Origin of the sequence: Turicibacter sp. HGF1 (assembly GCF_000191865.1) — a bacterium.
Lineage (GTDB): Bacteria > Bacillota_I > Bacilli_A > MOL361 > Turicibacteraceae > Turicibacter > Turicibacter sanguinis.
Genome location: NZ_AEXQ01000133.1, coordinates 20,414 through 31,634 on the forward strand (window position 1 = coordinate 20,414; position 11,221 = coordinate 31,634).

Genomic DNA, 11,221 nt, shown 5'->3' on the forward strand with positions numbered 1-11,221 from the left:
CAATGATTAACTTTAATACTTTATTTGAAGCTGGACATGCTGCCGGATTAACAGATATGGAAATTTATGTCGTGAAAAATGATAACTTTTCATGCAAGGTGTTCGAGCAAAACGTGGATTCCTACTCAGTATCTGTCACACAAGGTCTATCTTTCCGTGGCCTTTATGAAGGAAAAATGGGTTATACCTATACTGAAAAATGTGATGATTCTTCCATTCCGTTCATTATCTCTAGTGTCATTAATAATGCCATTATTTTAGAAAAATCGGAAAATGAAGAACTTTATGGTGGTGATGAGTTTTATACCACGCTTGATTTATATCATCCGGCCTTTAATGAAATAACGCCACTTGAAAAAATTAATTTCCTAAAAGCAGTGGAATCAGAATGTTTTGCACTCGATCCTCGCGTTAAATCGGTTAATTACTGTGCTTTTTCTAATGGTACCTCAGAAATCATGTTGAAAAATACAAAGGGATTAGATTTATCAGAGCGTCAAAACTTCGCCTATACGTATGTCAGTGTTCTTGTCACAGAAAATGGTGAAAATAAAACAGATGGAGACTTCATCATTAGCACAAACTTTACTGACTATGAACCTAAATCATTTGCTAAAAAAATCGTCTCGCGTGCTTTAGCTCAATTAGGCGCTAAAAAAGTAAAATCAGGAACTTACCCGATTTTACTTCGCAACTTAGTTGCTGGAGATATTTTAGAAGCCATGAGCGATATTTTCTCAGGCGAAGCCATTTTAAAAGATTTATCGCGTTTAAAAGATAAAATTGGAATGGTGATTGCAAGTCCCATTGTCAGTATCATTGATGATCCCCATTTAGAAAATGGAATGGGAAGTTCTTCATTTGATGGTGAAGGCGTCGCAACGTATACAAAAGAAATCGTGACAAATGGGGTGCTTAATACCTATCTTCACTCCTTAACAACAGCTAAAACGTTTAACGTAGCACCAACTGGAAATGCTTCACGCTCAAGCTTTAAAAGTTCTGTCAACATTTCACCTACTAATATGTACATCAAGCCAACTCAAACTTCATTTGATCACTTATTAACAATCATTCAAAACGGACTGTATATTACCGATGTACAAGGACTACATTCTGGATTAAATGGAATCTCAGGAGATTTTTCACTTTCTGCAAGTGGATTTCTGATTAAAGACGGAAAATTAGATGATCCTATTCATGAAATCACCATTGCAGGAAACTTCTTTGATCTTCTTCAACAAATTGAAGCTATTGGAAATGATTTAGATTTTGGACCATCAAATATTGGATCACCAAGTCTTTACATTAAATCATTAATAGTTGCTGGAGAATAAAAAAAGGACCTATCATTACTGATAGGTCCTTTTTGGTTATTGACGTTCTCCACGTCCATATAATAATAAAGCAATAATACCAAATAATAATGGTCCAGCTATCATCCAAATTGTTTTAACATAATCACCAGATGTTAAAGGTTCAATAATTGTAAAGATATTCGCAAACGCTACAACTGCTGTCACAATATACGCAATCGTAATGGCTAACCCTTTACTTTTATAAATGACGAATGGTTTAGGAATGTCATCACGTCTCTTAAATGAAGCAAAGGCAAACGCGATGAATAAGTATGGAATCGTCATGGCAACATTAGTCATTAAGACTAATTTATCAAAGAATTCTGAAGCTGACTCTCCACCAAATGACACTAATAAAATTAAAACAATCGCAATCACGGCTTGAACACGCATCGCATTTATAGGAATCCCATTTTTAATAACGGTTATTGACTTAGGCCAGATTTTTTTAGGGGTTCCTTCAATTAATTGTTTAAGCGGACTATAAGACAATGTCATAAAGGCCCCACTTAATGCTAAAAACATTGATAATCCAACGAAACGTGCTACCCATGCTCCAATGGTTAAGGCTGTACTTTGAGCAAATCCTAGTGCCAACCCAAGCTCATATCCAAGATTTTGCATGATAATGTATGTCACGTTACCATTGTTAACCCCAGTTCCGGAAAGAACGGAATCCCAGTTTGTAAAAATCCCAATCATAAAAATTCCAATGACATATCCAAGTGAAATAACACCTGCTGCAATTAATAATCCTCTAGGGAATGTTTTTTCTGGATTTTCTGTTTCATCGACTAATCCACCGACAACTTCTGTTCCACCGAAAGCGAAAATTGCGAAGGTTAAGAAAGAAAGAATCGCAATATTACTTGTATATTTAGCATTTGGAGAAACAGTGAAAGCATGAGCAGCATCTTGAATTGGTTGTGCTAATTGTCCATGATTTAAAATTAAAATCACGATGCCTGCAATTAATAAAATAATATTTAATAACGCAACGGCTGATCCACCAATTGAGGTAACCTTTTTAATACTTTCAAGTCCACGCGAAATTAAAAATAAAACAAGAATTAACCATAAAACACCTAAAATTCCTAACACTTGTGTACTAGATAATCCAAAGACACCCCATGATGCGGTTGTATCTTTTCCAAATATGGCATTAGAAAGTGGAATCCAAAGAGTTGAGGCCACATTGACCATCCAAACTACATAAGAGGCATACCACATAAAAATACCGACGAATGCATAACGTGGCCCGACTGAACTTTCCATCCACGAATAAATACCACCTTTTGAATCTTTATACGCAGCTCCAAATTCAGCAATCATAAATGCAAATGGAATAAAGAACGTAATGGCTGCAATCAAGTACCAGGGAATAGCAGCATATCCCATTAAATAAAAACCACGTGGCATATTCGCAAATCCAAAAACTGACGTAAAAATCATCAGTATTAATGACATTAAAGTCAATTTACCACTTTGACGTTGAGACATATTTCTTACCTTCTCTCTAACAAAAACTTCATCTATTTTGCCAATAAAAACTTTATTAGCATCGATTAATGTTGATACTATATTTTTAACGAGCTCATAAAAAATTATTCATGTCGTTTTTTGTCATATAGTACTTACATATTTTCGCACTTTTTACATCATCCGACAACCTCTTTTTAGTATACTAAATATGGAAAAATGTTTTCATGATGATACAAGTTCAGGAGGATGTTACATGTTAGAACCACAACCTATATTTAAATCTTTTCAATTTGTCCAAGAAATAGCTTTCAAAAACAAAGATCTTCACCGTTCAGATTTGGGAATTGAACGATTTGGATTCGTAAAAAGATCGCATATTATTGAAAGAGTTCATTGTGAATATGAAGTTTGTTTTACAACTGGTGATGATTCTTCGTTTATTTTAGAATATTCACTGCGCCCGCTAACAGAAAACGAAATTCAAGAGCGTTTAAGCTATATTGCAAACCATGCAGACAAATTTACAGAATTTATCCAACTGTTAAATAGCCAACCCGAATTACAGGCTTATCATATTAATCCTTCTTCTTTGACTTCCTCTACACAACTTTCATTTACTTAAAAAAAGCAATAGATGCCCTGCATCCATTGCTTTTTTTATCTTTTAATAAATCTAACCATTGAAATATGATCAATTCCTGCATCTAAAAAGACTTCACCGTGAGCTATAAATCCTAAAGACTCATAAAATTTTTGGGCACCAATCTGAGCATCTAGTTTAATCTGATTCACTGACATCTTATCTTCAATATATTCCATAGCTGCCATCATTAAGGCACGCCCCACGCCTTTTTGACGCGCTTCCTTTAAGACAGCCACTCGACCAATTTTGGCATATCCTTCTTTTGTTTCAATCACACGAGCTGTGCCTAACGCCATATCCCCCTCATATGCCACTAAAATAGGTACAAATTGATCTAATTCATCAATTTCCTCCTGTGCTGGAACATGCTGTTCTCCAATAAAGACATTCGTACGAATTCGAAATACATCTGCAAAATGCTTTTGAGTACTTGCTAAAACAATCTCCATCTCAAATCCCTCCTTTCACTTTTTTATTGAATATAGGTTTCATAATAGTTACTATATAACTCATTAAACGCAATTAATGCATCATGATGAGTTTCAGAGGCTATATTAGCCTCATCAATGGCTGTATTAATATTTGTCACAAGAGCTTCCATTTGTTGAATATCCGTTGATTCATTCAACTGATTATAAAATTGAGCTTGAGCCTCATTTAAACGGATTAATGATTCGACATAATCCACTAAACTTGATTCATAAATCGTATATTGTTCAATTAACATCGTTGCCTCTTGTAAAGCTGTACTATCTTTTACTTTATCCTTTTCTTTTATTAACTTATTTTGATCAACTAAGGCACCACGAATACATAAATCATATTCACTTAATAATTGTTTACTATTTTCAACATTTTGTTGGCCTTCTTCAACAAATCCTTTGATATCATCAAAAGAATCTGTTCCTTTTTCAATTATACGATTATAAATCTCTGTTTCTTTAGCCATTAAATCAGTTAATTGGGTATTATTTTCATTACATTTATTTTGACTGACAATTTGATCATTTAAAATCGTAAAAACCTGTGTTTCGCCCTTACCTCCACAACCTACTAAAAGTAACAAACATAAAATCGGTATAATTCTCGTTATTTTCATTGCATTCAACGCTCCTTTAATACTTCAAAAACTTATTGTTTATTTTATCCAATTTTAAAATTAACATACATCATTACCATTTATCCTTAAAAATTTTTCCATTAAAGTCTATTGTCTTTTAAAAAATTATTGATTAGATGGTGATTTGAATCATACATTCTAAATTCATATCCTTGAGATTGATAAAATTCAATGATGTTTGCCAATGCTTCAAGCGTTAGTTCTTTTTCATGCATTAAAACAATTTCAACCGGAGCATTGGTTTGTTTTTTGATGGTTTCTAAAATTTCATTAGCTGATTTTTGTTTCCAATCTTTCGAGTCGATGGTCCAGTCCCATATTTTAAAGTCATGCTCAATCAATGAATCAGCCATCGCTGGTGTAATGCCTGGAACGCTTCCATAAGGTGGTCTAAACAAAGTCGGTCGAACCCCAATAATCCCCTCTAACAAATCTTGTTCTTGAAGTAATTCTTGCGTTAGCGCCTCAGGTGTATCTGGATTGTAGATAATTTGACGATCGTGTGTCATTGAGTGAAGACCAATATAAAAACCTGCCTCATGTACCGCTTTAACAGTGTCTGGATATCTTGAAACATTTGATCCAATATAAAAGAAGGTCGCTTTGACATCATAGCGTTGTAAAATCTCAATAAATTCCTCACTTCGTTTACTTGGACCATCATCAAATGTCAAATACACCACTTTTAGCTCTTTTCCGTTCCACTTTAGTGGTATTTCTCGCTCTTGAAAATAAGAATGATCCGGTAGGTTATTATTGATTTGTTCTAATAATATCCTTGCATCGGCTCTCATAACGAAAGAATTTCCTATGAATAAAATCATTAAGCATAAACAACACATTATTTTTTTCATTTATCGTCATCCCTATCTGCTACAAGTAAACTGATATTTTAATAATATACAAAATATGTAATTTAATATTACTTAGTATACCTTATATTTTCTATTTTTTTCAACTCATTCATGCATTTTTCAACAAAACTTTTTCTCATATTTTTTTATTTTTATTCAACCTTTTTTATCATAATATTGAATTTATTGTAAATACTATAAAATATATTTCTGATAAAGGAGAGGTTCATTTTGAAACGAAAATTCCGTTTCCTCTTAATCGCTTATCTGTTTATCCTTATTGGATGTAGTCGTTCAAATGGATCAACACATCCCGTTTCTTATGTCGCTAATCATTCCGATCATAAACCGGTTGAAACAGTCATCGCAGCACTTAATTCACTCCAAGATAAAAACATATCAAAATATCATGAATTTACTGCTTTTCAAATGGCGACAGATTATACAGCAAGTTATATTGCAACAGACCCCTTTGCCTCTTCTCCATTCGAAAACTTTTTGATTCTTCATTATTTAGCGGCAATTGTTAATAACTCCACTTATGAAATCTTAGAAGTTCAGCAAGTTAACGAAGATGCAACTGTCGCTGTTAAAATGACCATTCCTAATTACACTGAACTCCTCGAGTTATCATTACCAGACGTCATTTCAGTCTATCGTCAACATTATGCCTCAACGAATGTCGAAGACTTTAATGCGAAAACCTCGCTCATGACAACCATGAATGAGATGATTAATAATTCGTGTGAGGACTTAGATTCAACCGAAATGATTAACACGTTTAAACTAAAAAATATCGAAGGCAGTTGGTATATTGTCGATAATGGATTACTTTACGACGAAATTAGTCAATTTGTTCAATTTTATAATCGTCAACTTTAATAACAAAAGACATGATTCTTCGGAATCATGTCTTTTGTTATTCACCGTTCCCCTACCTAAACATAAACTAAAATTAGGGTATCGTCCATTTCTTTGTTTATCACGATATTACCTAATTTAAAATCTCTTTTAAAGGAGGATTTTTTATGCGTGTAACTCCTCCAACACCCCCACCACCACCACCTGTTTCTGATATTGGACTTGAGAATGAGTCAGCAGCTTCGTTTGAAACCCTTGATGCCGAAGATCTTGTTCCACCAGAATGTCCTAAATTTCTCCCTTATCTCCTATCTCTTGATCCGTATACCTTTTGGATTTTAAGTATTCTAATTGCGGTACTCATTGCTAAGGAGGCCGAATACCCAGATGAGCAAAATATCATTGGGGTCTTTCTCGAATCGATTGGAACGAATATAGAGTATATCGCCGCTCAAGGTCTCTATCTTCAGGTCTTACAAGATCGTCGAAGTGATAAGGTAGCTGATCTTGAAAAAGAAGAATTAAAAAAAGAATTAGCAGAGATGAAAAAAACAATGGCCCAGATGCAAGAAATATTGATGACGTGTTGTCCCGAAGCAAGTGAAAAATTAAACTCTACTCATTTTGTTCAATCTGACACTTATAGTTCTCCACCAAAATAAAAAGGTTTAAAGTGTACACAAACTTTAAACCTTTTTATTTCGCTTTAGGAGTGCCACTAGAATCATCGCCAGGGTTCCACCTGCCGTGTCAATTAAAACATCGGTAAATAAACAGGCACGACTTGGAACGAATGCCTGATGAATCTCGTCGCTACACGCGTATAAAAAGACACCAACTAAACTAAAGGCAAGTGATTGTTTCTTTGGTTGATATTCCTTGATGACATTAAATATCAATAAATATAAAATAAAATATTCTGAAAAATGAGCAGTTTTACGAATCATAAATTGGATGTCTAGGCCAAAGATTTGATTCGGCATAAAACTAAACTGAGCTAATAATCGCTCAATGAGTCCACTACTTTGTGAAGATTGTTCACCGGTTTGCGCTGAAAAGCTAAAAATGACAATCATCCAAGCAATCATCGCTCCCCATTTGATAAACCGTTTCATATCTCTACCTCTATTTGATTTAAAAATCCCTCAATCAACCTTGAGGGATTTTTACCTTAATTATAATTTAAAATCGTTTCACGGATTTCATCCCAACGGAATGCATCGCGAATTCCATCTTCAATTGAGTACTGTGCTTCCCAACCAATTAAGTTTTTAGCACGGTCACAGCTTGCATAAGCACCTGCCACATCTCCAGGGCGTGCTTCTGTTTCCGCCTTATTGACAGGACGGCCTAAGACCCCTTCAAAAATTGAAACTAGTTCTTTAACCGTTACCCCGTTTCCTGTTCCAATATTAATCACTAAGTATGATTCTTCTGGATTTTCTGATTTAGCGAATGCTTGATCAAAGTTTTCAACCGCTTTAACGTGTGCCATCGCTAAATCCCAGACATGGATATAGTCACGGATTCCTGATCCATCACGTGTTGGCCAGTTAACACCTGTGATATTAAATAATGCGTCTTCACTTGATGCCGCTTCTAATAATTTCGCTAATACGTGTGAAGGAAATTGAACATGTGCGCCTGAACGTAATTTTGGATCTGCCCCGATTGGATTAAAGTAACGAAGTGCAATTCCGTGCATTCCATACGCACGACAGAAGTCTTCTAACACCATTTCCATCATAAATTTTGTGCGTGCATAAGGGCTTGATGGTTTTAATGGCGCCGATTCTGTTACTTTGAATCCTTCAACTACATCATAAACTGATGCTGATGATGAGAAAATAACATTTTTACATCCAAACTCATTTAAATTTTTAAATAAATCTAGTGATTTTGCAACATTTTCCGTGTAATATTCATAAGGATTAGCCACTGAATCTGGCACGACAATTAAAGCTGCAAAGTGAATACAATGTTTAATTTCTGGGTGATCTTTAAAAATTTGCGCCAAAATATCACGATCCGCGATATCTCCTTTATAGAAGATTTTTCCTTCCGTATATTCAAGACGCCCTGTCACTAATGAATCCAAAATAATTGGGATATGCCCATTTTCTTCAAGTGCTGATACAACTGTTCGTCCAATGTATCCAGCTCCTCCAGTTACTAATACTTTCATGACCTTCATCCTTTCTGATTTACACCTCTACTATAAATAAGCTACCCTAATTATTCGCTTACTATTATCTCTTTCTGATAAATTCTTCATCAGTCTCTAATAGTTTAACATAATTTTACTTATTTTCAAACCTTCCTTCTTTTTAAATCTCGTTTAGGATGTCTCATCCTTTCTCCCTCTAAAAAGAGTTTCTGGATATTCACACTCCAAAGTTTTTAAAACCTGTATATTTTAAATATCCAGACTACCGTCCAATTAAATCTGTTCAAATAACGACAGAAATCATACAAGCTCAATCACAAAGGATTTTCATTAAAGATTCTAATTCTGCAACTATTTCACAACCAAAATGATTCATTCTTATCGTTCTTCAAATTGCTCTTAATGCTATTGTGATTGCCTTTAATTTTAATGGTAACGATGAGAACGCTAAGAGGATTCAAAAAAGGATTGAATCCCTTCAACCCTTTCAAATTAATCAATAACGTATGATTCTTAAAGATAGCTATAACGTCACCCTTAATCAACGAAAATTCAAGATTTTACAGCAATTCAATTATCCTTTCAAGTAGCTATTCAAGCCATTATTTTTAATTACAGTAATCAAATTCAGAAATGACTAACCTGCAAAATTTATTAAAATAACTGGAAAATGTTCAATATCAAATTCAAAAAAATTGTCATTTTATCATCAGAAGTATTTATATTAATCAAATTCAAGACGAAGTCATCATTCAAACTGTTGTTGAATGGTTACCATTAATTACAGCTAAAGTCGTAGAAGCCTAATTCTTAATTTAATTTAAGCTTTTTTCAAAAAAAAAAAAAAACAACACGATCTTTTTAATCCTAGCCCAGGAAACCGATTGATCGTGTGTTTTGCTGTGGGACAATATATTCTATGTCGCTTTTATATTTATGTGCTACTTCCCGTTTATATTCATCTCAATTATCATAAATAAAGACGGTCTTACCGTTTTAATCTTAATCGGCTCTTCAAAAATTTCCATGCCATCTTTTTCTGACATAGCAATGTTATTAATCATAGACTCACCTTCTAATTGAATCAGATAAGCTTGTCTATTTTTTAAAATGTCAAAATCAAGGTCTCGATTAGCTTCAACTTCGCTAACCCAAATATTAACCTCTTGATGAATTTGAATGGGAGCCTCATGTTCCAAGTCACTCACGATTTTTTGCCATTGATTAAATCGTTGCTCTCGCTTAAAGCATCCATATTCTACTTTTGGTGCCACATTTTTTTGATTCGGTCTAATCCAGAGTTGAATCATACGAACTGGTTTTTCTCCCCAATTAAATTCCGCATGCTCCATTCCACTACCTGCACTCATATAATAAAGTTCCCCACGCGTTAATTTCTTTGGCATCCCAATCTTAGGGGTATGTGTTAACTCCCCTGAAATCATATAAGTGATGATTTCTACGTCTTTATGTTTATGTAAATCATGCCCACTATTTACATGCAAAATATCATCATTAATAACACGGATTACGCCAAACTTATTAATATAGGGTTGGTAATAATCTGCATAAGAAAAATGAAAAAGACTTTGTAACCACGTGTGATAGGCTGTCCCTAAGAGGGTATGGTCTATTTTTTTAATCATGCTGCCCCGTCTCCTCCCTCAACTAATTGTGCAATATACCCCATTCTATCATAAATCGACCCAAAACTTTACTTCCAAATTCAAACAAACCTTAAAATCATTGAATCTTTTGCAAAACTTAAATGATACTCCCTCTTGCTAATAGCTTTTAGTTTTGAATCTTATTTCTGTTTATGATGACTTCTCACTTCATCAAACTAGTATTTTCTTTATCATCAGATAAAAAAAGAACGTTAAGACTCATTGAATCTTCTCGTTCCTCTTTTGACTTACTTATTCATTTAGTTTGAAAATTTAAGCATACTAATCCAAGCTTCAACATCTTCAATAGAATGAGTACGAAAAGCATCCTTATACGGTTTCGATAATGGATGAAATGCCGTATAATTTTCAAGCCAGTTTTTTAACTCTAATAACTCTCTTAGAGTCAACTGATCCCACTCATCTGGATTTTCATTTTCTCGAACCAGGTTTAAAGTCATTTCATTCATGATATAGGCTTGTGAAAGAATTTTCAACTTAATAGGGTCTGTTTGTAAAGCAATTCGAATTAAACAAACCGTTGAAATATTATTCCGATTCAGAATCCATTCTCCACCATAAGAATCTTTGAAAAAGATAGACTCATGAATCCCAACTTCTTGTAAAGTTTTAGATTCTTCCAACAATTCTGTTTTAAGTGGTGGAATGATTAGCAACTCTCTTGGAAATAGCTCGAGGAGTGCAGAGACATTCAAAGGTTGAAACGCTGTATTGATTAATCCAATTTCAATATTTGCCTGCAGATAATGCGAGAGAACATCGCGAATTGTGACTTGGTTATCTAAAAATTTTTCTTTTAAAAGCGTTGGACAGGTCCAAAGAAATCCAGGCGTTTTTAAAAATAACTCCTCTTGATTGGGTACTCGTGGCATCGGTTTAAAATTCAAACAGCCAATGGCAAATTGAAACTCTCGCAGTCTCTTCACAACGACTCCATAAGGGAATAGCTCCGTGGATTCAGGATAATAAACTAAAGCATCAAATTCAAACACATCTAATGGCGTTTGTGCATCAATTGGAATCATTTATTTTCACCTTTACTTTTTTA

12 protein-coding genes are annotated in these 11,221 nt (G+C 34.1%); 4 read left to right on the plus strand and 8 right to left on the minus strand.

All coding sequences use genetic code 11. The features are described from left to right. Nucleotides 1-2: 2 nt before the first annotated feature. Complete coding sequence (locus HMPREF9402_RS12975) at nt 3-1,337, plus strand: TldD/PmbA family protein (protein ID WP_009607602.1); 1,335 nt, start codon at nt 3-5, stop codon at nt 1,335-1,337. A 36-nt stretch (nt 1,338-1,373) separates the two neighbouring features. Here the strand turns inward: HMPREF9402_RS12975 and yjeM are convergent, their stop codons facing one another. Beyond that, complete coding sequence (yjeM, locus tag HMPREF9402_RS12980) at nt 1,374-2,858, minus strand: glutamate/gamma-aminobutyrate family transporter YjeM (protein WP_009607589.1); 1,485 nt, start codon at nt 2,856-2,858, stop codon at nt 1,374-1,376. 235 nt (nt 2,859-3,093) lie between these two features. Between yjeM and HMPREF9402_RS12985 the strand changes: the two genes are divergently transcribed. Continuing rightward, nucleotides 3,094-3,462, plus strand: a complete 369-nt coding sequence (locus HMPREF9402_RS12985) for a hypothetical protein (RefSeq protein ID WP_006783520.1) — start codon at nt 3,094-3,096, stop codon at nt 3,460-3,462. Nucleotides 3,463-3,497: 35 nt separating this feature from the next. Here HMPREF9402_RS12985 and HMPREF9402_RS12990 read toward each other — a convergent pair whose 3' ends face one another. From HMPREF9402_RS12990 to HMPREF9402_RS13000, 3 genes are all read right to left on the minus strand, one after another. Then, complete coding sequence (locus HMPREF9402_RS12990) at nt 3,498-3,932, minus strand: GNAT family N-acetyltransferase (RefSeq protein ID WP_009607608.1); 435 nt, start codon at nt 3,930-3,932, stop codon at nt 3,498-3,500. Nucleotides 3,933-3,955: 23 nt separating this feature from the next. Further along, on the minus strand, nt 3,956-4,582 hold the full coding sequence (locus HMPREF9402_RS12995; protein ID WP_006783518.1) for a YkyA family protein: 627 nt from the start codon (nt 4,580-4,582) through the stop codon (nt 3,956-3,958). A gap of 101 nt (nt 4,583-4,683) precedes the next feature. Further along, nucleotides 4,684-5,457 (minus strand): polysaccharide deacetylase family protein, encoded by a 774-nt coding sequence (locus tag HMPREF9402_RS13000; RefSeq protein ID WP_229098567.1) that lies wholly within the window; start codon nt 5,455-5,457, stop codon nt 4,684-4,686. Between the two features lie 231 nt (nt 5,458-5,688). Here HMPREF9402_RS13000 and HMPREF9402_RS13005 point away from each other — a divergent pair, with 231 nt between their 5' ends. Both HMPREF9402_RS13005 and HMPREF9402_RS13010 read left to right on the plus strand, forming a co-directional pair. After that, nucleotides 5,689-6,339: a hypothetical protein gene (locus HMPREF9402_RS13005; protein WP_009607605.1), complete on the plus strand. Its 651-nt coding sequence runs from the start codon at nt 5,689-5,691 to the stop codon at nt 6,337-6,339. A 146-nt stretch (nt 6,340-6,485) separates the two neighbouring features. Beyond that, nucleotides 6,486-6,980 carry a hypothetical protein gene (locus tag HMPREF9402_RS13010; RefSeq protein ID WP_006783515.1) on the plus strand — a complete coding sequence of 165 codons (495 nt, stop codon included), beginning with the start codon at nt 6,486-6,488 and terminating at the stop codon, nt 6,978-6,980. Between the two features lie 24 nt (nt 6,981-7,004). On the opposite strand, the gene HMPREF9402_RS13015 is transcribed toward HMPREF9402_RS13010, so the two are convergent. The 4 genes from HMPREF9402_RS13015 to HMPREF9402_RS13030 form a co-directional block, all read right to left on the minus strand. Further along, on the minus strand, nt 7,005-7,433 hold the full coding sequence (locus HMPREF9402_RS13015) for a VanZ family protein (protein ID WP_006783514.1): 429 nt from the start codon (nt 7,431-7,433) through the stop codon (nt 7,005-7,007). 56 nt (nt 7,434-7,489) lie between these two features. Further along, entirely contained in the window at nt 7,490-8,503 is a 1,014-nt protein-coding gene (gene galE, locus HMPREF9402_RS13020; RefSeq protein WP_009607604.1) for a UDP-glucose 4-epimerase GalE, read from the minus strand. A gap of 923 nt (nt 8,504-9,426) precedes the next feature. Beyond that, on the minus strand, nt 9,427-10,131 hold the full coding sequence (locus tag HMPREF9402_RS13025; protein WP_006784870.1) for a pirin family protein: 705 nt from the start codon (nt 10,129-10,131) through the stop codon (nt 9,427-9,429). Nucleotides 10,132-10,412: 281 nt separating this feature from the next. Continuing rightward, on the minus strand, nt 10,413-11,198 hold the full coding sequence (locus tag HMPREF9402_RS13030) for a hypothetical protein (protein WP_006784871.1): 786 nt from the start codon (nt 11,196-11,198) through the stop codon (nt 10,413-10,415). Between the last annotated feature and the right edge of the window lie 23 nt (nt 11,199-11,221).

Coding starts and splice junctions, on each gene's coding strand:
- HMPREF9402_RS12975 (WP_009607602.1), top strand. CDS start 3: ATGATTAACTTTAATACTTTATTTGAAGCTGGACATGCTGCCGGATTA.
- yjeM (WP_009607589.1), bottom strand. CDS start 2,858: ATGTCTCAACGTCAAAGTGGTAAATTGACTTTAATGTCATTAATACTG.
- HMPREF9402_RS12985 (WP_006783520.1), top strand. CDS start 3,094: ATGTTAGAACCACAACCTATATTTAAATCTTTTCAATTTGTCCAAGAA.
- HMPREF9402_RS12990 (WP_009607608.1), bottom strand. CDS start 3,932: ATGGAGATTGTTTTAGCAAGTACTCAAAAGCATTTTGCAGATGTATTT.
- HMPREF9402_RS12995 (WP_006783518.1), bottom strand. CDS start 4,582: ATGAAAATAACGAGAATTATACCGATTTTATGTTTGTTACTTTTAGTA.
- HMPREF9402_RS13000 (WP_229098567.1), bottom strand. CDS start 5,457: ATGAAAAAAATAATGTGTTGTTTATGCTTAATGATTTTATTCATAGGA.
- HMPREF9402_RS13010 (WP_006783515.1), top strand. CDS start 6,486: ATGCGTGTAACTCCTCCAACACCCCCACCACCACCACCTGTTTCTGAT.
- HMPREF9402_RS13015 (WP_006783514.1), bottom strand. CDS start 7,433: ATGAAACGGTTTATCAAATGGGGAGCGATGATTGCTTGGATGATTGTC.
- galE (WP_009607604.1), bottom strand. CDS start 8,503: ATGAAAGTATTAGTAACTGGAGGAGCTGGATACATTGGACGAACAGTT.
- HMPREF9402_RS13025 (WP_006784870.1), bottom strand. CDS start 10,131: ATGATTAAAAAAATAGACCATACCCTCTTAGGGACAGCCTATCACACG.
- HMPREF9402_RS13030 (WP_006784871.1), bottom strand. CDS start 11,198: ATGATTCCAATTGATGCACAAACGCCATTAGATGTGTTTGAATTTGAT.